This window comes from Lyngbya sp. CCAP 1446/10 (genome assembly GCF_026130175.1).
Lineage (GTDB): Bacteria > Cyanobacteriota > Cyanobacteriia > Cyanobacteriales > Microcoleaceae > Microcoleus.
The window spans coordinates 26996-52275 of sequence record NZ_JAIGNI010000041.1 but is presented as its reverse complement, the minus strand read 5'-3'; the positions used below and the strand labels follow the sequence as shown (position 1 = coordinate 52275).

The following is a 25280-nucleotide window of genomic DNA, read 5'->3' as shown; positions in this document are numbered from 1 at the left end:
AAATTATAACACAAGTTATAAGCTAGGGTTTTTCACCCCGCGTGCGTCCAGGAATAATTCTACTATTTCAAATCTTCCAGCTTAATCCGAGGATCGATCGCCTTCAGCAGCAAATCCGCCAACAAATTCCCCACAATCAACATCGTCGCACCCATCATCAAACTTGCCATCACTAAGTACAAATCTTGATTAGTCACAGCTTCCAAAGTCAGCTTTCCCAAACCAGGCCAATTAAAGAAAAATTCAGCAATAAACGCACCGCTTAACAAACTAGCAAACTCAAAACCCAATAGCGTAATCAACGGATTAATCGCATTCCGCAAAGCGTGAACGTAAATTACTCGATTGTCCGGTAAACCTTTGGCCTTGGCGGTGCGGATGTAATCTTGACGCAGCACGTCCAATAATTGTCCGCGCATCAATCTTTGCAAGCCTGCAAAACCAGTAACGCTGAGGGCGATTGTTGGCAAGATTAAGTGCCAGCAGTAATCGAGGATTTGTCCCCACCAAGGTAAGTCTGCATGATCGATGCTGGTCATTCCTCCGACTGGGAAAAGAGGGGAAGTATTTTGAGCCAAAAATAGCAGCAGCAAGGCTGTGATAAAGCTGGGAAATCCCTGTGCGGTGTAGCTGACTACTTGCAAAACTCGATCGACAGTTTTATTCTGATTAACGGCCGCGACAATTCCCAAAGGAAGCGCGATCGCCCAAGTTACAATCAAAGAGGCTCCTGCCATCAACAACGTCGCCGGCACCCGTTCCCACAGCAGCGACGCTACCGATCGCTGATACACAAAACTCGTGCCAAAATTTCCCCGCGTCACAATTTGTTGCAACCACAGCCCGTACTGCACAATCGCTGGTTTATCTAAGCCGAACTGCTGTTCGAGTTGCTTGAGTGTCTCCGGGGAAATTTTCGGATTTTGGCTCAAGGTATCTAAGTAATTTCCCGGTGCCAACTCAATAATTGCAAAACAAAGAGCCGATGCTAAAAATAGGGTTAAAAGTGCTTGCAACAGTCGCTTGACAACATAGGTAAATGTCTCGCCACCAAACAGAGAATTTAACATTCGCCAATTTCGATTAGATTTAATAGAAGTCATACTCTTTTAGATTTTAGATTTTAGATTTGTGCATGATATTAATGCCGATTGCATCGGAATGATTTAACCACAGAGAACGCAGAGATCGCAGAGAAAGAGAAGAGAGAGATGAATAATTCCGATGCAAAGGTCAAGGATATTATTTGTCAGTAGTTTTTATTCAGCAGTCAACAGTTAACAGTCAACAGTCAACAAATATCAAAACCGAGTATCATACCCCCTTTATTCTTTAAGTCGGCGTAGGCCGACTTTGTTTGTATAGACGCGGTTTCAACCGCCGAGTGATCAAGGGGATATTTAACCCGGATTTGGTATAACTAATACTCCACTAGCGTGACGATCGGCACATCCGGCAATTTCTGCCTGCCGCCCAAAGCCTGCAATTCGATCACAAAAGCAAAACCGACAAGCTCGCAGCCCGCTTGCTGCAACAACTGAGCCGTCGCCGCCGCTGTTCCGCCAGTGGCGATTAAATCGTCCACAATCAGCACCCGGCTGCCGGTTGTCATCGCATCTTTGTGCATCTCCAGTCGATCGACACCATACTCCAACTCGTACTCAGCAGAATAAACTTCTCCAGGCAGTTTCCCCGGCTTGCGGACAGGAATAAAGCCCACTCCCATTTTATAAGCCAAAGGCGCGCCAAAGATGAAGCCGCGGGATTCCATGCCCACCACATAGTCAGCAGACATTGCAGAGCATTTTTCAGCTAAACTGTCAATGGTATACCTCAGCCCTTGGGGGTTGCGGAGCAAGGTTGTAATGTCTCGAAACATAATTCCCGGTTTGGGGAAATCAGGAATGTCGCGAATCAGAGATTTGAGATCCATAAAGCTTGCAGATCGGAGTTGAGGGTAATCAGGCATCAAAAATGGTACAATGATAACCTCAAATTTTTCAATTTAAAACTAAAATTCAAACTAAGAGCTTCTTAAATTTTTATTCTTTAATTGCTTAATGCTTTACGTACTATGTAAACAAATGTCATAATTCCTTAACAACAGGGTTGAATATCACCATTTGTCAACCTATGATCTAAAGTCAAAAATATAATATCTAAAATCCAATGATCAAGTTGGCAGCACGAGTGGGCGAGGTTCCTCCTTCCATAACCTTGGCGATCGCAGCTAAGGCTAAAGCCATGAGGGCAGAAGGGATTGATGTCTGTAGTTTGAGTACGGGAGAACCCGACTTTGATACCCCCGAACACATTAAAGCGGCGGCAAAGCAAGCTTTGGATGCGGGGAAGACTAAGTATGGCCCTGTGGCTGGGGAACCGCTGTTAAAGGCTGCGATCGCCCGCAAACTCCGCGACGACAACAATCTTAACTATCAACCGGAAAATATCATTGTCACCAACGGCGGCAAGCATTCGCTTTACAATCTGATGATGGCTCTGATCGAGCCTGGAGATGAAGTAATTATTCCGGCTCCCTACTGGGTGAGCTACCCAGAAATGGTCAAACTCGCCAGCGGTAAGCCCGTAATTGTACGGACAGATGCTTCTACAGGATATAAAATTACACCGGATCAACTGAATCGAGCGATTACTCCCAAAACCAAGTTATTTGTGCTGAATTCGCCTTCTAACCCGACGGGAATGGTTTACACTCCAGCGGAAATCAAAGCGCTGGCCGAGGTGATAGTTGATCGAGATATTTTAGTCGTTTCGGACGAGATTTACGAAAAAATCATATATGACGGCGCGCAACACGTCAGCATCGGTTCCCTGGGTAAGGAAATCTTCGATCGCACCCTGATCAGCAGCGGTTTTGCCAAAGGTTATTCCATGACAGGCTGGCGCATTGGCTATTTAGCCGGGCCGCTCGAAATAATTAAAGCCACCAGCACCATTCAAGGTCACAGTACCTCAAACGTGTGTACTTTTGCACAGTACGGCGCGATCGCAGCTTTGGAAAGCAGCCAAGAGTCTGTCGAAACCATGCGACTAGCTTTTGCCGATCGGCGTGAAGTAATATTTGAATTACTCGATGCTATCCCCGGCATTAGCTGCATCAAACCAGACGGCGCTTTCTATATGTTTGTCAACATCAGCAAAACAGGAATGAATTCTCTGGAATTTTCCGATGCTTTCTTAGAACAGCAGCAAGTAGCAGTCATTCCCGGCATTGCTTTTGGCGCAGACGACCACATTCGCTTGTCTTACGCCACCGATTTAGGCACAATTAAAAAAGCCGTAGAAAGGCTCGATAAATTTGTCCGCAGCATCTAAAAATTAGTCATTAGTCATTGGTCATTGGGCGAAGCGAAGCGGAGGGATTGGGCGAAGCGAAGCGGAGGGATTGGGCGAAGCGAAGCGGAGGGATTGGGCATTGATCATTGGTAGCAACTCGCTAATGACTAATGACTGCTGACTAATGACTAATGACTAATGACTGCTGACTAAAGCTGTTTCGTCATAATTTCCTTCAGCAAATCCAGCCCCTTCTTAACTCGCCGAGAAACAGTCACCGCGCTGATACCCAAGCGTTCGGCTGTTTCTTTCTGCGTCAAATCGTAGAGAAAAACAAACTCCAATATCTCGCGAGTCCGTTTTTCCAACATCGCCAAAGCTTGCTGTACCCGAATTTGATCCTCTTGCGCCAACTGAAAACTCCGATACTTGCTATCGGGCACCAATTCTCCCAGACAAGTCGCCCCCTCATCTTCATCTTGCACCGGCGCGTCCAAACTCAAAGGCGATCGGTTGAGGTGGGCCAACTTAATTTCTCGCCATTCTTCAACAGAAACCTCAAGCACTGCTGCTACTTCTGCATCCGTAGGTTTGCGGTTGAACTGCACCTGCAAATCCTTGATTGCTGCGACAGACTTACGTTCCAGGGCCAGCCAGTGGCGCGGAACTCGCACCGAAGGGCTTTTGTCTCGCAAGTAGTGTTGAATTTCGCCCCGAATGTAGGGAATTGCAAAGGAACTAAAAGCGTGTCCCCTCGACAGCTCGAATCGCTCGATCGCCCTAATCAACCCAATACACCCAACTTGCTGCAAATCGTCGTAGCTTTCACCGCACTGGTTCATCCAGTGGTAAACTTCTTTTCTCACCAGTCCAATATTCAGTTGAACTAACTGATTGCGGACTTCATTCGAGCCAGAATCTTGGTACTCGCGCAACAATTGCAAATTTTCGCTTTTTAGCTCGTTGGGGATTGTGGTAGACATGGTGGCATAAGGGTTGGTAGAGCAGAGGACTGATGTTGCTTTATATCTAGTTTCCAATCTAGTCTAAAAAAATATATCTTGATGTGGTGTAATCCTAGCATTGAATAGCCGTGATCGCGGACACAGCAGTTGAATCTTTTTACTGCTAAGCGATTTGGCGAATTCATCCAAAAATATTTAGCAAAATCATTAAATTTACGGACATTCTTTTTTGACACCACATTATAATCTAAAATCTGTTTAAACGCAATACTCTTATTAATTAAAAATCTTATAACTCATAACGCCTTAAATCATAAATTTAGTCATTAGTCAACAGTCTTAAGTTATCTTGCCAAAGACTGTTGGCTAATGAAGGGCGAGCAGTAGCTTTAGGGCAAAAAACTGCTCAAGTTCGTTGGCGAAGCCCTCGCAGAGGATCGATCCAGAAAGCCAATTTTACGACACAGAAGGCTCAATGCGAGCGTAAAACAAACCGCGAATTTTCACATCCAAAGCAGGTCTAGCTCCCAAATCAGTATCAGAAGTCTGTCTGCTTTCAAAAATCCCGCCTATTTCGCCAGTGGCGCTGTTGACTTTAGCAACTTGCAAAGAAATTTTGCCCGCCTTGGTGCTGGTGTCAGCCAGCTTCACATTAGAGCGTTTGAGTTTGGAATTGTCTGTAGCCGGAAGCGCTACAGCATGGTCGTAGCCCGTGGCTACCCCGCGAGCTTTAGGGTCTAAAAAGCTAGCGCTGCGGTAAGAAGGAACGTTAAATTCTCCTCGCAAATCGGTGGAAGTATTGATAGCAACCACTCCAGGCTCGGAACTGGCTACCAGCTCTTTAATAGTGAACAAGAAAGGTACTTGCTCTCCGCCCGGTAACAGAATCGTAATTGCTTGAAAGTCCAAGCCATCCTCTTCTGTAAAAGTCAGAGTCCCATCATTACCAACCTCAAGCTTACCTTGAACTTGGTCAATGCTCGACGTGAACCGAGTCAGCACTTTACCAGGCACAAATTCTGCCTCTTGGCGTTTGTTTGCTGGTTCTTCCTTCACAAAATAAGTTGTGGGCTGCAAACACATACCAGTCAGTTTATAGGTTGCGCCCGCTTCAATAGGGATCGAGCCACGAGAAGTTTCTGCCAAACTAGGGCAGTTATTTGCCAATCCAGTACCTCTGATCTGGTCGTAGGTGAGTAACTCGGTAGTCGCCACCGTTGTATCAGGAGCCGAAGAACAAGCAACCAGTGCACTCATGCAAAATGCTAAAAGTGCAACAATTAAAGCACGATATTTCATTGCCAACATCAATCTCCAACATCGGATTATATTAAGAAAAAGCCCTAATTCGAGCAAAATATAATTGCCCGCCGGCGGGCTAGGCCAGCGCCATAGCAGCATTTAGATCCAGATCGCTCGCTTCACCGACACCGGCTTTTACTCAAAAAATTGAGCTAGTGCAGTGAAAATAAGCAAGAACTGATGATTTCTCAAAATGTTCGGATCGCAGCCCAATACACATGGTACGACGGGTTGTGCTCTTTTCCTGACTTGGACTGCAAATTAATATTGCTTAAGTCAACCCACTTAAGTTACGTTGCTTATTGGCCCCGAATGCCGATCGCCACTAGCTCGATTAGCTGACACCAGCGGCCCGGCACAAAGGCCTTGTAGATTTCAAAGGAAGCAGCGGTATGGACAACGGCAAAAATTTAGAGTCAGAAAAGTTGCAGTCTCAACTGCAATCGCTGACTGAGGCGATTCGGACTTTAGCCGAAAGTTGTCAGGGAGACAGTGTGCTGCTTTTGACCCTGCTGCGGGCGCTGGAAGCTTCGCACCAGGAAATTCGGGACGGTTTGTTCCAAGCATCTTTTCCCGACAACCGCCAAGCAGTTTACAAACTGCTCAGGAATATTGAAGCCAATGGCGGCTGGCCTTACATCCAGCGTATGAAACTTCGATCGCTCTTGGGGTACGCCCAACAATTATCTCCCCTAGAAGATGATCCGGCCAAGTCTGAGCATGACTCGGCCGGGACTGAGCAAGACCTTAAATAGTTATGAGTTGTGAGTTGTGAGTGGCTGAGTGCGTGAGTTTTCAGTTGCGAGTTTAAATCACTCGCAACTGGCACCTGGTAACAAAAGCGAATCACACCTAGAACCCGAAAGGTGTAGGAGGTACAGGTATCGGACTCGGCAGCATCGCAGGAAATACCGGCATCTGGCCGGGCATCGGCAAGAGTCCGGGAGTAGGCGTCTGGGCGATCGAACTAATTGACACCATTGAATCAGGCGCGGTAACAGTCGGCGCAGTCGGAATCCTCGAAGCCGTCGGAGTTGGAGTCGTAGTCGTCGGAGTTGGAGTCGTAGTCGTCGGAGTTGGAGTCGTAGTCGTCGGAGTTGGAGTCGTAGTCGTCGGAGTTGGAGTCGTAGTCGTCGGAGTTGGAGTCGTAGTCGTCGGAGTCGGAGTCGTAGTCGTCGGAGTTGGAGTCGTAGTCGTCGGAGTCGGAGTCGTTTCCGTTCCCGTAGTAGTCGTAATAGTTGTCGTAGTAGTTGTCGTTGTCGTCGGCCTGGGGGCAAACGTCCCACTCACACTGATAAAATCAGTAGCATCGATCAGCGCCGACGGAGTGTTGACCAAAATTGCTAACAGCTTGCCGTCGATCGTAATTACCGTATCTCTGAGATTAGCGCCGTTACCTTGGCTGACTTGCAGTTGACTGAAAGATAAAGTGCTCGGCAGTCCAAAGAAATCCTCAGCCTCATTGTAATCAGTAATTAAAACCAAACTTCCCGGGCCCGCTCCCAATCCAAAGACATCGCTGCCGCTACCGCCAGTCAGAGTATCCGAACCCTCACCTCCAACCAGAGAATCATTACCCTCAGCCCCAAATAAATTATCATTACCGAAACTGCCCAAAATTGTATCGTCGCCCAGACCTCCGACCAAGGAATCATCGGCAAAACCGCCGTCGAGAACATCATTACCTTTGCCCCCAAACAGGAAGTCATTACCTTCATCTCCCATCAGACAGTCGTCGCCTTGATCGCCACGAATGGTATCCAAACCGCTGCCACCAGAAAGTGTATCGTCAGCCTTGCCGCCGAATAGTTGATCGTTGCCGGATTCTCCCAACAGCGAATCGGCGTCAGCATTACCGTACAAAGTGTCGTCGCCGTCGCTGCCGGCCAAATAGTCGTTGCCGTCACCCCCAAACAGTTGATCTCCGCCGCTACCGCCGTTGAGAGAATCGTTCCCGATATCTCCGTAGAGATAGTCGTTATCACCATTCCCAAACACCGAATCGTCTCCGTCACCCCCCACCAGGCTGTCATTGCCAGTACCGCCGGCAATCACATCAAAGCCCGCGTTGCCGCGAATCACGTCGTCGCCGGCATCTCCGAATAAGGTGTCTAACCCATCGTTGCCTTCGATGATGTCGTTGCCTAAACCGCCGAAAATTGAGTCGTCGCCGTTTCCGCCTAAAGCAAAATCGCGGCCTTGGTTGCCAATGAGTTCGTCATTTCCTTCGCCCCCAAACAGCGAATCTGCTCCGTCGCCTCCGAGCAGTTGGTCGTTGCCCGCGTCCCCCTCTAGGGTGTCATCTCCACTGGCGCCCAGGAGCGTGTCATCGCCATCTAAAGCGCGAATTCGATCGCCCTGCGGAGTTCCTAGAATAAAGTCGTTGCTGTCTGTGCCGATCAGATTTGCCATAGGGATACACCGCTCCTCAATAAAAGAATTCTTTAAATTAGGTTAATAGCCTTGGTAGCAGGGCATTACTGCTTGCCTACGTTAGCATAGTTGAGATTTTGGCAATAGTCGCGAAGCAGCGGGGGAGATTGGTGCGAGTGTCTTGATGGGCGATCAATCAATAGGTTTGTAGTGCGGAATGCGAGTCCGCATCAATTTCAGCGGCCTAAAGTCCGCGCTACGAACCTATTTTATTAAATGACGAATGGCTTCTAATTTTGTTCGCTAACAGGTAAAAATATCGCAAATTCAGTGCCACTTCCCCGATCGGAATTCACCTCAATTGTGCCGCCGTGGGTTTCGACTACAATCTGGCGGGCGATCGCCAACCCCAACCCAGTACCTTTTCCTACCGCCTTCGTGGTAAATAAATGGTCAAATATCTTTTGTTTTAGCTCTTCACTCATTCCATTACCATTATCAGAAATGGTAATTTTCACGAAATTGTCGGCAGTTGAAGTGGTAACAGTAATTCGGTTGAGATTGGCTTTAATTGACTGAAAACTTCGTCCAACATTTGACTCATCTAATGCGTCAATGGCATTAGCCAAGATATTCATAAACACCTGATTTAGTTGTCCCGGGAAACACTCGATTTGAGGTAAATTGCCATAGTTGGTAATCACTTCAATAGCGGGACGTTGATCATTGGCTTTCAGACGATGTTTGAGAATCAAAATCGTGCTATCAATGCCTTCATGAATGTTGAAAAGAACTTTATGATCGCGATCTGCACGAGAGAATGTTCGGAGTGAAGTGCTGATCTTACTTAACCTGTCGCACGCGATAGACATGGCATCAATGACTTTTGGGAAGTCTTCCAAGCTATAATTCAAGTCAATTTCTTCGGCATGAGCGATAATGTTTTCAGGTGGATTTGTCAGCGTTTCTTGGTAGAGTTCTAAGTGTTCAACAATGTCATTAAAGGTCGGTTTAGCTTGGTGGAGACTAGCAGAAATAAAACCCAAAGGATTATTCATTTCGTGAGCTACCCCAGCCATCAGATTACCCAGTGCAGACATTTTTTCACTTTGGACTATTTGTAATTGGGCGTTTTGTAACTCGGTTAAGGCTTGTGCTAAATCTTCCGTTTTTTGCTGCACAGCAAGTTCTGCTCGCTTGCGATCGCTAATATCAATTACCACTCCATCCCATAAGATTGCACCATCTGCTTGACGCGCTGGCCTAGCAGCACAGCAAACCCATTTTACGATTCCTGAAGGCACAATAATACGCCATTCTTGCTCAAATGGTGTTAGATTTTGGCCAGAGGCGATCATTACTTGTGTAATAGTTAGGTCATCATCAGGATGATGCATAGCGTTAAGGCTATGTACACCTGCCATCACTAACTCTGGTGCTAACTCATATAAGTCGAAACAGCCAGAGCTGACATAAGGTGTTGAAATTGAACCGTCAGCCCCCAGACGTAATTGGTACACCGTACCAGGAATATTATTTGCCAAATTTTGGAAACGGATTTCACTCGCCTGCAATTTTGCTAGAGATTGTGCTAACTGTTGTGTATATTTTTGAGAATTTTCATAGAGTCGCGCATTTTCTAGGGAAATACCAGCTTGAGCGCATAGCAAATTGAGCAGTTCCACGCGATCGCTTGTAAATGCCCCAACCGTTAGGTTATTTTCCAAGTATAAAATTCCAATCAACTTACCTTGATTGAGAATTGGACTGCAAAGGACACTTTTAGGCTGGTGCTGTGCAATATATCGATCGCCACAAAACTCAGCATTTACCCTCGCATCAACCAGTACCAGAGGTTTCAAACTCCGCTTAACAGTATTCACCAAAGCGATCGCCACATCCTGACTTGATTCTAGCGGCATCGGTGGTAAGATCTGCGGTTCTTGTCCCTCTTCCATAAAGGCTGCTACCTGTAACTCAGTATCTTGTTTTAGCAGTAAGACGCACTTACTTGCTCCAGCATTTGTGACCACTATTTGTAATAGAGTAGTCAATAGTTTATCAAGTTCCATCTCCCCAGAAATGACTTGAGAAGCCTTGAACATAGTTGCCAAATCTAGAACTTCATAGGCACTGCTAGAAGTGTTACTGGAAGCGATCGTTCCTCGCGTAATATTTTCCTTGAAAGAGGTAGAGAATCGGGATTGCTGAAGGAGAGGATCGAGGAGTTGGGGATAACGTTTTTCTAAATAAATAACTTTGGCTTTAGCTCCCCATCGGGCATAACAGTAATACGCCTCAATCATGTAGGCTTGAGCGACCTTTTCTTTACCCCAATTCAGATAAAACTTAGCGGTCAGTTCATTGGCCAGTCCTTCTTCGTTGAGAAACTGATTTTCTTGAGCTAGGGATATGGCGTGATCGTACAACTCTATTGCATCGGCTTTATTACCCAAAATCCGATATTTTTCTGCTTCAACTAAATACCATTTATGCAAATAATTCATAGGAGCATTTTTCGCCCACTGGTGCAGAGTAGTTTGATGAGTTTCCACCAGGGCGAGTATTTCGGATGGCTCTTGCTCTGGCTTTGTGGGGAAAATTGCTAGGTGCGTCAAGGCTGCATAGAAATGAAAAATTGGAACTTGAATCAATCCGGATATTGCCATCAAATATGGCTGCGTTTTGGCAATGTAGTCTAAGGCAGACGTATTGTTGCCAAAAGAATAGGCAAGTAATAGTTTATAAACATAGGCTTTAGCGATCGCCGTGAGTTCATTATTCTGATGATGCTTAGGAAGCATCACCGTTTCATCGTAGGTCGGGCCGATTAAGCAATCCGATAGAATACAGACTTTCCTCAAGTTATTAACAGTCTGCTGCATCATATCAAAATAAGCCTGAGCCGAATATTGTTTCGCCTGTGCCATAACAGCACTATAAGTTGTTATTTCGGTCTCCCAATTCTCCAGTTCCACCCCTCCGAAAAGGTTGGATTCTAGGTAATTGAGTATGCTATAGCCAGATTGTAAAAAATTTCCTGTTTCTATAGCAGCCGTATAGCTACCTTTCAGCGTCGGTATCGTTGCCCTTATAGGTTCTTGGTGATGCTGAATAAAGCTCCCAAAAAAAGCGGGAATTGTGGCATTTAGTTCGCGTACATTGAATCGATTGAGCACATTCATCGCCAATTTACCAAAGCTATAGCCCGTTTCCACATCTCCCAAAAAGGCACACAATACCATTCCGTGAATTGCGTATCCCACAGTCGATGCGGGTGCATTCCCAAATTCGATCGATAAACTCACCATCCTGGAGCTAAGCACGGGTAGCAATCCCGGCATTCCCAGAAAAACGGGGGGAAATAAAGTTCCCAATAGTTGTATTGCTGCCTGAGTTGTCGCATCACTCATCATTGGTAGGTCAACCAATTCTTCAATCCGTCTACCCTGGAGTTGGCTGGCAAGGTTTTGTAGTGCTTTGCCAATTTTGGTTTCATCAGTTTCGGTGGGGAGTTTAACACCCAATTGCTCCAGTGCATCTCTTCCTATTGCGATCGCTTCTAACATCTGGCTTTGGGCTGTCTGGGCGCCGAGTGAAATTTCGTAAATTTTAACTTTATCTAAAATCGTCTGAGCTTTTTGTAACACCTGTTCTGCCATCTTTTCCATGCCATCAAAGTCAGCATTCAAATAGGCAGCTTCGGCAGATGCAACATAGAGATTTAGAGTTAATTCATACTGATCAACCCAGCAATTGATTGTGAGTAAATCAATCCCTATTTGCAGATATATCCTTGCTGCTGTGTATGCGGTAGAACTTCTGGCTTTACGTCCAGCTTTTAAGTTTAGTTGAGCTAATGCTTCTCGTTCACTCGGTTTCTCGATCGACTCAATTCCTAAATTCAAATGCCCGACAATATCAAACAGTTTTCCCTCTGGATCTATCTCTGAGGAATTTTGTAGGAGTAATTGTCCGATTTTGAGATGAGTTGCTTGTTTTTGATCTTCAGGAATTAGCGAATAAGCAGCTTGTTGGACGCGATCATGCAAAAACCGATAAGTCGGATTAGCCGCTGCACCATAAACCAACTCATTATCAGATTGAGTAAAAAACTTATAAGCTTCTGTAGTCGGAATAATCAAGCCCTCTTGCAAAGATTTCCATAAAGCAGTAGCAGCAACTTCTGGCGACTTTTCACTGACAATTGCCAAAGTAGCTAAATCAAACTGCGCTCCAATACAAGCGGCTAATTTAAGAATATCCTGAGTTTCTATCGGCAATTTCTGCAATTGCAACGCCATAAACTCTACTACATCATCGGTGAGTGCTAAGGCTTTGATTTGTGCAATATCACACTGCCACCCCCCTTGTCTTCCCTCTTTGATCCTCCCCCTTGACAAGGGGAAGCCGGAGGGGGTGGGGGACTGAGGGGGGTCAAAAGTAATCAGCCCATCGTCATGTAACGCCTTGAGGAATTGCGTAGCAAAAAATGGATTACCTTGAGTTTTTTGATATATCAGTTTTTTCAGAGGTTTGGAAATCTCTGGTTCGCAACTAAGAGTATCTGAAATTAATTGATTAATGTCATCTTTTTGCAAGGGAGCTAAGGTAATTATATTCACTGTTGCCCCCGTTTTTTGAATATCATCCACCGTCAAAATAAATGGATGAGTAGGAGAAACTTCGTTATCCCGATAAGCACCTAACACCAATAAATGTCCCGTATCTTCCATCAACAGTTGCAACAATTTCAATGAGGCCGAATCAACCCACTGCAAATCATCTAAAAACATTACTAAAGGATGTTCGGCTTGTGTAAATACTTGCACAAATTTTTGCATCAGCATATTGAAGCGATTTTGGGCTGCATTTCCCGATAGTTCTGGTGCTATTTGCTGTTTACCAATGATGCGTTCTAACTCAGGAATTACATCAATCAAGACTTGTCCGTTATCGCCAACTGCTGTCAAAATCTTGCTTTTCCATATTTGTAACTGAGTATCTGATTCTGATAACAATTGCCCCATCAAATCGCGGAAGGCTTGCAGAAAGGCTGAAAAGGGAATATTACGCTGAAATTGGTCATATTTGCCTTTGATGAAATAGCCCCGTTGTCTGACAATTGGCTTGTGAACTTCATTTACTACCGCCGTTTTACCAATCCCAGAAAACCCTGCCACTAGCATCATTTCTACCCCCCTATGTCCCCCCTTATTAAGGGGCGACTCAGGGGGGTTAGCGACTCGTTCAAACGCAGCTAATAGATTATCAACTTCAATTTTTCTACCGTAGAGTTTTTCTGGTATGAGGAATCGGTCTGTAATATCTCCCAGTCCTAATTTAAAGGTGTCAATGTTACCAGTTTTTTCTAGTTGAGCTAGACAAATCTCTAAATCATGTTTTAATCCTAATGCACTCTGATAGCGGTGTTCCGCATTTTTTGCCATCAATTTACTTATCATTTGTGACAAAATTATGGGAATTTTGCTATTAATTTTATGGATGGGTATTGACTGTTTTGCTAGATGACAATGCACCAATTCCATTGCATCGTCAGAGATAAATGGTAACTGTCCTGTTAATAATTGATAAAAGGTGACACCAAGGGCATAAAAGTCGCTACGATAGTCAATACCTCGATTCATCCGTCCGGTTTGTTCTGGAGAGAGATAGGCTAATGTTCCTTCTAAGACATTAAGATTCTGGATTTCTTGGGTTTCTCGTGGCAGCAGGGAAGAAATACTAAAGTCAATTAGTTTAATTTGTTTGGTGTCGGGATTAATCAGAATATTAGCGGGTTTAATATCTTTGTGAATGACTCGATTTTGAGAGAGATAGTTTAGAATATCTGTCAGTTGTATACCCAGGTTGAGAAATTCTGCTAAAGATAAAGATTTAGCAAGTTGGTTTTGATCGGTTGCTACTTGGAGATAAGCAGATAGAGAAATTCCGCCAAAATCTTCCATCACTAAGGCATAGCCATTTTGATATGGTTCTAGGCTACAGGTTTGGATAATTCCGGGTGAGTTAAGGTTTTTAGCAATAGTGTATTGATTGCGAAACTGCACCAGTTCGCTAAAAGTGGGATACTCGTTTTTCAGTAGTTTAATAACCACAGGTAGTTGGTCATCGGTACGGATGGCTTGATAAACTAAGGTGCGAGTTCCGTCATAAATTGTTTGGATAATTTGATAGTTGAAAATTTGACTGTTTGTGCTTTGGTTGTGGTTTGGGTGGGAGTTATTCATGGCTATTCTTTCCGTAAAATTAGTGAGTGGTTTGTTAATAAGTCTGAAGGTGAGGAAAAAAATTAACTGTTTCGCTCTACTTAAGTTGGTAAAGTGATGATAAATTCTGTTCCCGCTCCCGGTGTTGAATTGACGCGAATTGAACCGCCGTGTTTATCCAGCACAATTTGACGCGCGATCGCCAATCCTAATCCTGTTCCTTTACCAACAGCTTTAGTCGTAAACAAATGCTCGAAAATTTTTTGTTTTACCTCTTCATTCATTCCTTTTCCATTGTCAACAATAGTGATTTTAACGAGATTATTTTCTACGAAGCTTGTAATAAAAATGCAGTTATGATTAGCCTGGATTTCGGCAAAAGTCCGACCTATATTTGATTCATCTAACGCATCGATCGCATTAGCTATAATATTCATAAACACCTGATTTAATTGTCCGGGGAAGCATTCGATAGCCGGAATATTCCCGTAGTTGGTGACAACTTCAATCGCGGGACGAGTATCATTGGCCTTGAGGCGATGGCGTAAAATCAAGATGGTGCTATCAATCCCTTCATGGATGTTGAACTTTTGTTTTTGGTCGCTATCGGCACGGGAGAAAGTGCGGAGACTCTTGCTGATGCTGGTGATGCGATCGCCCCCATCTTTCATCGCTCTGATTAACTTGGGTAAATCAGAGCGTAAATATTCTAGGTCAATTGTCTCTAATTCTTCTTCAATGGTGGGGCTAGGTTGCGGGAGTTCCTCTTGATAGAGGTCAATCAGCCCAAATAGATCATTGATGGAATCTTGGACAGCACCAACGTTGCCAATAATACAGCCGACGGGATTGTTGATTTCGTGAGCGACACCGGCAACTAAGTTCCCCAAGGCTGACATTTTTTCACTTTGGACTATTTGTAATTGAGCATTTTGCAGGTCGGTGAGGGTCTGCTTGACTTGATTGTAAAGCCGGGCATTTTCTAGAGAAATAGCCACTTGGGAGCAGAGAAAGTCGAGAATAATGATGCGATCGCTGGTAAACACACCACTGGTTAAGCGATTGTTGAGATACAAAATACCGACCAAATTTCCTTGATTGAGAACGGGTAAACACAGCACACTTTTAGGCTGCTGTAGTGTCAAATAATTATCAATTACGGGTAAATCGGTTTCTAGATCGTCAATCACCACGACTTTGTGAGTGTTTTTGACATATTGAATCAGTTTGACGGGGAGATTGGGGTTGTTTTCCAGGGGTTCGGAGTAGAGTAGAGTTTCGGTGGGTGTGGCGATCGCCCGTACTTCCCAAACTTGATTCTCCGAAGGTAAGATTAACGCACAGCGATCGCCACCGGAATTTTGCAGAATAATTTGGGTGAGTTGGTAGAGCAGATCCTCTAACTGAATCGTCCTCGCAAGTGCTTGGGAGGCTTTGAGAATGGCAGCAAAATCAAGGGTTGTATTGATGCTAGAACTGCTAGAACTTTTGCGGGTGTTGGAGTGAAGGGAATAGCCGGGAGATGCGATCGTTGATAGTGTGCTTAACATTGTCACCGAGGAGTCTGGCTGCTGTAAAATTGGGCGGAGCAAGTCTGGATACCGAGTTTCCAGGTCATTAGTTTTGCCCTTAGCTCCCCAGCGAACATAGCAGTAATAGGCTTCCTGCATATAACCTGCGGCAACTTTCTCTTTACCCCAGTTGAGATAGAATTTGGCTGCTAGTTCGTTTGCTAAAGCTTCTTCGTTAATATATTCGTTGGCTTTTGCTCCAAAAATGGCGCGATCGTAGCAATCCCCTGCTTCATAATTTTTGCCTAACACCCGACATTTTTCGGCTGCTACCAAATCAACCTTATGTTGGTAATTCATCGGGGCATTCTGCGCCCAGCGATGTAGGATTGTTTCATGGCTTGCTGCTCGCTCAAGTATTTCGGCTTGCTGGGGTTCTGGCTGGGTGGGGCAGAGTGCTACGTACGTTAGGGCGGCATAAAAATGGAAAATAGGAACGTGAGCCAATCCCGATATTGCTATCAAACAGGGCTTGATTGCGGCGATGTACTCCAGGGCAGCCTGATAATTGCCAAAGTAGTAGGCAAGCAGCAGTTTGTAGCTGTAGGCAAGGGCGATGCCCATAAAATCATTATTCTGGTGGTGCTTCGGCAGCATCACCGCTTCATCGTAGCTAGTCCCAATTAAGCGATCGGGTTGGTTCACCGTTTCCCTCAAATGCTCCACCGTTTGCCGCACCAAGTCTACAAAAATCTGCGATGAATTCTGTTTCACTTGGGCGAGGTTAGCACTGTAAGCAATTAATTCATAGCCCAACGTCTCTAGGTCTACACCTGAGTAAAATGCAGTAAAGGCATAGCAGGAGATCCCATAACCAGCATAGAGAAAACTACCTGTCTCCATACCTGTGCTGTAGCTTTCTTTTAGCATCGGTATCGTTGCCCTGAGCGCTTGCTGGTGATGTTGGATGAAAGACGCAAACAGATTGAGGGTGATGGACTTTGTTGCCTGAACATTAAATTGCTCTACCAATGAGAGCGCTAAGGAGCCAAACTCATAGCCTGTTTCAATTTCGCCCAAAAAAGCGCACAGTACCAGTCCATGAAGCACATAACCAACTGTCGAAGTGGGTGCATTACCAAACTGGATAGACAACCTCACCATCGCCGCACTCAACAGAGGCAATAATCCGGGCATTCCTTGGATTATAGGGGGAAATAAGGTACCTAACAGTTGCATCGCAGCAAGAGCAACGGGATCGCTCATCACAGGTAAATCAATCAACTCGCCAATTTCTCTACCCTGGAGTTGGTTGCTAAGATATTGTAAGGCTTTACCAATCTTGGCTTCGTCTACTTCCGTGGCGAGTTCTACTCCTAATTGGGCTAGGGCGTTTCTTCCGACTGCGATCGCTTCTAATATTTGGTTTTGGGATGTTTGTGCAGCGATTTGAATTTCGTAAATTTTCACTTTGTCAAAAATTGTCTGCGCCTGCTGCAATACTAATGCAGCAAGATGTTCCATGCCGTCAAAATCACCATTCAAATAGCTGGCTTCCGTTGCTGCCACATGGAGGTTGAAGGCTAATTCGTACTCTGTTTTCCAGCAGTCTGGTTGTAATAGCTCAATCCCTGTTTTGAAATAACCCCTTGCGGCGGCATAGGCTGTGGAATTTTTCGCCTTACCTCCAGCGTTCAAATTCATCTGTGCTAATTCTGTCCGTTCCGACGGTTGAATCATCAGATATTTGCCAACATTCAGATGATTGACAATATCAAACAGTCTCTCTTCCTTTGTACTCGGTGACGCATCTTGTAGCAAAAGTTGCCCGATTTGCAGATGAGTAATTTGTTTTTGGTCATCGGGAATCAGGGAATAAGCAGCTTGTTGAACGCGATCGTGGAGGAACTTATAATTGAGCGTTTCAGTTTGTGTGTTTTGGGTTGTATCCAATTCGCCCATATAGAACTTATAAATTTCACTTTGGGGAATAATCAGCCCTTCCTGTAAGGCTTTCCAAAGGGCGACGGCGGCATCAGATTCCGATTGTTGGGAGACGATCGCCAGAGTATTCAAATCGAACTGTGCGCCAATACAAGCGGCTAATTTGAGAATATCTTGGGTGTCAGAGGGCAGTTTTTGTAACTGTGATGCCATAAATTCCACGACATCATCGGATATGGCAACAGTGCGAATCTCTGCCAGATCGCACTGCCACCCCCCCGTAGCCCCCCCTTGGTAAGGGGGGGTTGGGGGGGTGAACTGAATCAATCCATCTTGATACAATGCTTTGAGAAACTGGGTGGCAAAAAAGGGATTGCCTTTTGTTTTGAGGGCAATCAGTTCTGTCAAGGCTTGCGCGCTCAAAATATGGCAGTTGAGGGTGTCAGCGACTAGCTGGTTTAAGCTACCCTGGCTGAGAGAACCCAAAGTAATAGTATTGATGGTGGCGTTGGCTTTAGCGATCGCATCTAAGGTCAACATTAAGGGATGCGCTGGTGAAACTTCATTATCTCGGTAAGCCCCGATCGTTAATAAATAGCGACTTTCCGACTCATTCATCAAAAGTTGTATCAAATTGAGTGAGGCAGAATCAGCCCACTGTAAATCATCCAAAAACATCACCAATGGATGTTCTTTAGTTGTGAAGACTTGAATGAACTTTTGGAACAGTAAATTAAATCTATTTTGTGCCGCAGTTCCTGATAGTTCTGTAGCGGGTGCTTGCTTACCGATGATGCGTTCTAATTCGGGAATCACCTCAATCATTACCTGCCCATTGTCCCCTAGCGCCTGAAGAATCTGAGTTTTCCAGATGTGTAATTCGCGATCGCTTTCACTAAGCAACTGCCACATTAAATCGCGGAATACTTGCACAAAGGCAGAGAAGGGAATATTGCGGTTGAATTGGTCAAATTTGCCTTTGATAAAATAACCGCGTTGCCGGACAATGGGTTTATGAACTTCGTTGATAACTGCGGTTTTTCCAATACCGGAAAACCCAGCTACCAGCATCATTTCTGTTGCACCTTCGCTAACACGCTCAAATGCTTGCAGTATGGTTGATACTTCGGCTTCTCTTCCATAGAGTTTGTCGGGGATGAGGAAGCGATCGCACAGATCCCTCGTCCCAACATCAAAGCTATCAATCGAACCAGTTTCTTGAATTTGAGTTAAACAATTTTCTAAATCAAACTTTAGTCCCAATGCACTCTGATATCTATCTTCGGCATTTTTTGCCATCAATTTGCTGACTATTTCTGAGAATACAGGCGGGATTTCTGGGTTAATTTCATGTACTAAAGGCGCTGCTTTGGCAAGATGACAATGCACCAATTCCATCGGTTCATTTGATGGAAATGGTAAAACTCCAGTGAGTAACTCGTAGAAAGTTACACCCAAAGAATAGAAATCTGTGCGGTAGTCGATTCCCCGGTTCATTCTCCCTGTTTGTTCTGGAGAAATATAAGCTAGTGTCCCTTCTAAAACATTAGGATTGACAAGTGTCTGTGTTTCTCGTGGGAGTAAAGATGCTATACTAAAGTCAATTAATTTGACTTGTTTGGTTTCTGGATTAATAAGAATATTGGCGGGTTTGATGTCTTTATGTATAATCCGCTCCCGGTACAATAGATCTAAGGTGTTGCACAGTGCGATCGCTAAAGTTAAAAACTCGTGTAAAGATTGTAGATTACCGCTCATTGCCCATTCTTTCAGAGAAATCCCCCCAAAGTCTTCCATGACTAAGGCATAGCCATTTTGATAGGGCTCCAGGCTATAGGTCTGGATAATTCCAGGTTGATGAAGGTTTTTGGAAATGGTATACTGGTTGCGAAACTGCACCAGTTCGCTGAAAGTTGGATACTCATTTTTCAGGAGTTTAATGACGACAGGTAGTCGATCTTTTGTACGGATGGCCCGATATACTACGGTTCGACTCCCTGAATAAACGGTTTCGACAATTTGATAGTTGGGAATTTGATAGGTTGTCGTTAGGTTGTGGTTTGTGGAGGAGTTATTCATTGTTATTATTGGCGGAAAGTTAATGATGGGTTTGTTGAATGAGTCTGAATGTCAGGGAAAAGTTAATCTGTTTATTTTCCCTGAAGGGGTAAGGTGATGATAAATTCTGTTCCCGATCCCAGTATAGAATTAACGTTCAGGGAACCGCCATGTTTTTCGACCACAATAGACTTTGCGATCGCCAATCCCAATCCTGTTCCTTTGCCAACGGCTTTTGTAGTAAATAAATGGTCAAATATTTTTTGTTTTACCTCTGAATTCATCCCCTTTCCATTATCAGTAATAGTGATTTTAACCAGATTATTTTCGACGGAGGTTGTAATGGAAATGCAGTTAAAATTCGCCTGAATATCGGCAAAAGTCCGACCTATATTTGATTCATCCAACGCATCTATCGCATTGGCAAGAATATTCATAAACACCTGATTTAATTGACCGGGAAAGCAATTGATCGCCGGAATTTTCCCGTAGTTTGTGACAACTTCAATCGCCGGACGAGTCTCATTAGCTTTGAGGCGATGGCGTAAAATCAAGATGGTACTATCAATCCCTTCGTGGAGGTTGAACTTTTGTTTTTGGTCGCTATCAGCACGGGAGAAAGTGCGGAGACTCTTGCTGATGCTGGTGATGCGATCGCCCCCATCTTTCATCGCTCTGATTAACTTGGGTAAATCATCTCGTAAATATTCCAGGTCGATTGTCTCTAATTCTTCTTCAATTTCCGTCCCAGGTTGGGGGAATTTATCGTTGTAGAGGTCAATCAGTCCAAATAGGTCATTGATGGAATCTTGGACAGCACCAACGTTGCCAATAATACAGCCGACGGGATTGTTGATTTCGTGAGCGACACCGGCAACTAAGTTACCTAGCGCCGACATTTTTTCACTTTGGACTATTTGTAATTGAGCATTTTGCAAGTCGGTGAGAGTCTGCTGGACTTGATTGTAAAGCCGCGCATTTTCTAGAGAAATAGCCACTTGGGTGCAGAGGAAGTCGAGAATAATGATGCGATCGCTGGTAAACACACCACTGGTTAAGCGATTGTTGAGATACAAAATACCAACCAAATTTCCTTGATTGAGAACGGGTAAACACAGGACACTTTTCGGCTGCTGTAGTGTCAAATAATTATCAATTACGGGTAAATCGGTTTCTAGATCGTCAATCACCACGACTTTGTGAGTGTTTTTGACATATTGAATCAGTTTAACGGGGAGATTGGGGTTATTTTCCAGGGGTTCGGTGTACAGTTCGGTGGCGGTGGGTGTGGCGATCGCCCGTACTTCCCAAACTTGATTCTCCGAAGGTAAGATTAACGCACAGCGATCGCCACCGGAATTTTGCAGAATAATTTGGGTGAGTTGGTAGAGCAGATCCTCTAACTGAATCGTCCTCGCAAGTGCTTGGGAGGCTTTGAGAATGGCAGCAAAATCAAGGGTTGTATTGATGCTAGAACTGCTAGAACTTTTGCGGGTGTTGGAGTGAAGGGAATAGCCGGGAGATGCGATCGTTGATAGTGTGCTTAACATTGTCACCGAGGAGTCTGGCTGCTGTAAAATTGGGCGGAGCAATTCGGGATAGCGGTTTTCCAAATCATCAGTTTTGCCCTTAGCTCCCCAACGGGAATAGCAGTAATAGGCTTCTTGCATATAACCTGCGGCAACTTTCTCTTTACCCCAATTGAGATAGAATTTGGCTGCTAGTTCGTTTGCTAAAGCTTCTTCGTTAATATATTCGTTGGCTTTTGCTCCAAAAATGGCGCGATCGTAACAATCCCCTGCTTCATAGTTCTTTCCTAACACTCGACATTTTTCTGCTTCTACCAAATCCACCTTATGCTGATAATTCATCGGAGCATTCTGCATCGCTCGGCGCAGAATTATTTCATGGCTTGCTGCTTGCTCAAGTATTTCGGCTTGCTGGGGTTCTGGCTGGGTGGGGCAGAGTGCCAAGTGAGTTAGGGCGGCATGAAAATGGAAAATGGGAACGTGAGCCGCTCCCGATAGTGCCATCAAACAGGGCTTGATTTGGGCGATGTAGTCGAGGGCAGCCGGATAATTGCCAAAGTAGTAGGCAACTATCAGTTTGTAGAGGTAGGTCATGGCGATTATCGAGAAATTGTTATTCTGGTGGTGCTTTGGCAGCATCACTGTTTCATCGTAGCTAGTCCCAATTAAGCGATCGGGTTGGTTCACCGTTTCTCTCAAATGCTGTATCGCTTGACGTGTAATGTCTAAATAAATCTGTGCTGAATTCTGTTTCACCTGGGCGAAGTTAGCACTGTAAGCAATCAATTCATAGCCCAATGTGTCTAGGTCTACACCTGAGTAAAGCGCAATATTGCCATAACACGCGATCCCATAACCAGCAAAGAGAAAATCACCTGTCTCCATGCCTGTGCTGTAGCTTTCTTTTAGCATCGGTATCGTTGCCCTGAGTGCTTGCTGGTGATGTTGGATGAAAATCCCAAACAGACTGAGGGTGATGGACTTCATTGCCTGAACATTAAATCGCTCCAGCAATGAGAGCGCTAAGGAGCCAAACTTATAGCCTGTTTGAACTTCGCCCAAAAAAGCACACAGTACCATGCCATGAATCGCGTAACCAACTGTCGAAGTGGGTGCATTACCAAACTGGATGGACAACCTCACCATCGTCGCACTCAACAGAGGCAATAATCCAGGCATTCTTTGGAGTACGGGGGCAAACAAGGTGCCTAACAGTTGCATCGCAGCAAGAGTAACGGGATCGCTCATCACAGGCAAATCAATCAACTCGCTAATTTCTCTTCCCTGAAGTTGGTTGTCAAGATATTGTAAGACTTTACCAATCTTGGCTTCGTCTACTTCCGTGCCGAGTTCTACTCCCAATTGGGCTAGGGCGTTTCTTCCCACTGCGATCGCTGCTAACATCTGGCTTTGGGCTGTTTGCGCCGCAATTTGAATTTCGTAGATTTTCACTTTGTCGAAAATTGTCTGCGCCTGCTGCAATACTAATACAGCAAGATGTTCCATATCCTCAAAATCACCATTCAAATAACTGGCTTCCGTTGCTGCCACATGGAGGTTCAATGCTAATTCGTACTCTGTTTTCCAGCAGTCTGCTTGTAATAGCTCAATCCCTATTTTTAGATAATCCATTGCGGCGGCGTAGGCTGTGGAATTTTTCGCCTTACCTCCAGCGTTCAAATTCAGTTGTGCTAATTCTGTCCGTTCCGACGGTTGAATTATCAGATATCTGCCAATATTAAGATGATTGACAATATCAAACAGTTTCTCTTCCTTTGTACTCGGTGACGCATCTTGCAGCAAAAGTTGACCTATTTGCAGATGGGTAATTTGTTTCCGATCGTCAGGAATGAGGGAATAGGCAGCTTGTTGGACGCGATCGTGCAAAAACTTATAATTGAGCGTTTCAGTTTGTGTGTTTTGGGTTGTATCTAGTTCGCCCACGTAGAACTTATAAATTTCACTTTGGGGGATGATTAACCCTTCCTGCAAGGCTTTCCAAAGGGCGACGGCGACATCAGATTCAGATTGCTCAGAGACGATCGCCAGAGTATTCAAATCGAACTGTGCGCCAATACAAGCGGCTAATTTCAGAATATATTGCGTATCAGAGGGCAGTTTTTGTAACTGTGATGCCATAAATTCCACAACATCATCGGACATGGCAACAGAGCGAATCTCTGCTAGATCACACTGCCAATGTCCCAGGTTGCGATCGAACTGAATCAATCCATCTTCATACAATGCTTTGAGAAACTGAGTAGCAAAAAAGGGATTACCTTTTGTTTTGACAGCAATCAGTTCTGCTAAGGCTTCCGCGCTCAAAATATGGCAGTTGAGCGTGTCAGCGACTAGCTGGTTTAAGCTACCCTGACTGAGGGAACCCAAAGTAATGGTATTGATGGTGGCGTTGGCTTTGGCTACAGCATCTAAGGTCAACATTAAGGGATGCGCCGGTGAAACTTCATTATCTCGGTAAGCCCCGATCATCAATAAATAGTGGCTTTCCAACTCGTTCATCAAAATTTGCATCAAATTGAGTGAGGCAGAATCAGCCCACTGTAAATCATCCAAAAATATCACTAAGGGATGTTCTTTAGTTGTGAAGACTTGAATGAACTTTTGAAATAGTAAATTAAATCTATTTTGTGCCGCCGTTCCTGATAATTCTGTCGCAGGTGCTTGCTTACCAATAATGCGTTCTAATTCGGGAATGACTTCGATAATTACCTGCCCATTGTCCCCTAGAGCCTGAAGAATCTGAGTTTTCCAGATATGTAGTTCGGTGTCGCTTTCACTAAGCAACTGCCCCATTAAATCACGGAATACTTGCACAAAGGCTGAGAAGGGGATATTCCGATTAAATTGGTCATATTTGCCTTTGATAAAATAACCCCGTTGTCTAACAATTGGTTTATGCACTTCGTTGACAACCGCAGTTTTACCAATTCCCGAAAACCCAGCTACCAGCATCATTTCTGTTGCACATTGGCTAACACGTTCAAACGCTTGGAGTAGGGTTGATACTTCGGCTTCTCTTCCATAGAGTTTGTCGGGGATGAGGAAGCGATCGCACAGATCCCTCTGAGCTATTTCAAAACTCTGAATTTCACCAGTTTCTTGAAGTTGAGTTAAACATTTTTCTAAATCATATTTTAATCCTAAAGCACTTTGATATCTATCTTCAGCATTTTTGGTCATCAGTTTCATGACGATATCACAAAGGACTTGGGGAATAGGAAAATCAACCTCACCCGCCAACGGCAACCTGTTGGGGTGAGGTTGATTCATATTTGGTGATTGTTTGGCAATATGAGAATGTACTAATTCCATCGGGTCATTTGATTGAAATGGTAATTCTCCCGTGAGTAATTCGTAGAAAGTTACACCCAAGGAATAAAAATCTGTGCGGTAGTCAATTCCCCGATTCATTCTTCCTGTTTGTTCGGGAGAAATATAAGCTAGGGTTCCTTCTAAGACATTGGGATTAATCAGGGTTTGGGTTTCTCGTGGTAGTAAAGATGCAATACTGAAGTCAATTAATTTGACTTGTTTGGTTTCTGGATTAATAAGAATATTGGCGGGTTTGATGTCTTTATGTATAATCCGCTCCCGGTACAATATATCTAAGGTGTTGCACAGTGCGATCGCTAAAGTTAAAAACTCGTGTAAAGATTGTAGATTTCCGCTCATTGCCCATTCTTTCAGAGAAATCCCCCCAAAGTCTTCCATGACTAAGGCATAGCCATTTTGATAGGGCTCCAGGCTATAGGTCTGGATAATTCCAGGTTGATGAAGGTTTTTGGAAATGGTATACTGGTTGCGAAACTGCACCAGTTCGCTGAAGCTAGGATACTCATTTTTCAGCAGTTTGATGACGACAGGTAGTCGATCTTTGGTACGAAGGGCTCGGTATACTACGGTTCGACTTCCTGAATAAACAGTTTCAACAATTTGATAGTGGGGAATTTGATGGGTTGTCGTTAGGTTGTAGTTTGTGGAGGAGTTATTCATTGTTATTATTGGCGGAAAGTTAATGATGGGTTTGTTGAATGAGTCTGAATGTCAGGG

10 protein-coding genes are annotated in these 25280 nt (G+C 44.5%); 2 read left to right on the top strand and 8 right to left on the bottom strand.

Annotated features, from left to right (window positions below):
• Positions 1-62 precede the first annotated feature (62 nt).
• Entirely contained in the window at positions 63-1070 is a 1008-nt protein-coding gene (locus tag K4039_RS17615) for an ABC transporter permease (protein WP_265236983.1), read from the bottom strand.
• Positions 1071-1420: 350 nt separating this feature from the next.
• A complete protein-coding gene (locus K4039_RS17610) occupies positions 1421-1933 on the bottom strand; it encodes an adenine phosphoribosyltransferase (protein WP_265236982.1) in 513 nt (170 codons plus the stop codon).
• Between the two features lie 236 nt (positions 1934-2169).
• Between K4039_RS17610 and K4039_RS17605 the strand changes: the two genes are divergently transcribed.
• Positions 2170-3336, top strand: a complete 1167-nt coding sequence (locus tag K4039_RS17605) for a pyridoxal phosphate-dependent aminotransferase (protein ID WP_321161625.1) — start codon at positions 2170-2172, stop codon at positions 3334-3336.
• A 170-nt stretch (positions 3337-3506) separates the two neighbouring features.
• On the opposite strand, the gene K4039_RS17600 is transcribed toward K4039_RS17605, so the two are convergent.
• Together K4039_RS17600 and K4039_RS17595 are read right to left on the bottom strand one after the other, a co-directional pair.
• Complete coding sequence (locus K4039_RS17600; protein WP_265237065.1) at positions 3507-4280, bottom strand: RNA polymerase sigma factor SigF; 774 nt, start codon at positions 4278-4280, stop codon at positions 3507-3509.
• Positions 4281-4718: 438 nt separating this feature from the next.
• On the bottom strand, positions 4719-5561 hold the full coding sequence (locus tag K4039_RS17595) for a photosystem II manganese-stabilizing polypeptide (RefSeq protein WP_265236980.1): 843 nt from the start codon (positions 5559-5561) through the stop codon (positions 4719-4721).
• A 395-nt stretch (positions 5562-5956) separates the two neighbouring features.
• Here K4039_RS17595 and K4039_RS17590 point away from each other — a divergent pair, with 395 nt between their 5' ends.
• Positions 5957-6319, top strand: coding sequence for a hypothetical protein (locus tag K4039_RS17590; RefSeq protein ID WP_265236978.1), 363 nt, complete (start codon positions 5957-5959; stop codon positions 6317-6319).
• Between the two features lie 97 nt (positions 6320-6416).
• Here K4039_RS17590 and K4039_RS17585 read toward each other — a convergent pair whose 3' ends face one another.
• From K4039_RS17585 to K4039_RS17570, 4 genes are all read right to left on the bottom strand, one after another.
• On the bottom strand, positions 6417-7976 hold the full coding sequence (locus tag K4039_RS17585) for a calcium-binding protein (protein WP_265236976.1): 1560 nt from the start codon (positions 7974-7976) through the stop codon (positions 6417-6419).
• Between the two features lie 251 nt (positions 7977-8227).
• Positions 8228-14188, bottom strand: coding sequence for a trifunctional serine/threonine-protein kinase/ATP-binding protein/sensor histidine kinase (locus K4039_RS17580; protein WP_265236974.1), 5961 nt, complete (start codon positions 14186-14188; stop codon positions 8228-8230).
• Positions 14189-14268: 80 nt separating this feature from the next.
• Complete coding sequence (locus K4039_RS17575; protein ID WP_265236972.1) at positions 14269-19701, bottom strand: ATP-binding sensor histidine kinase; 5433 nt, start codon at positions 19699-19701, stop codon at positions 14269-14271.
• 71 nt (positions 19702-19772) lie between these two features.
• Entirely contained in the window at positions 19773-25223 is a 5451-nt protein-coding gene (locus tag K4039_RS17570) for an AAA family ATPase (protein ID WP_265236970.1), read from the bottom strand.
• Positions 25224-25280: the final 57 nt, after the last annotated feature.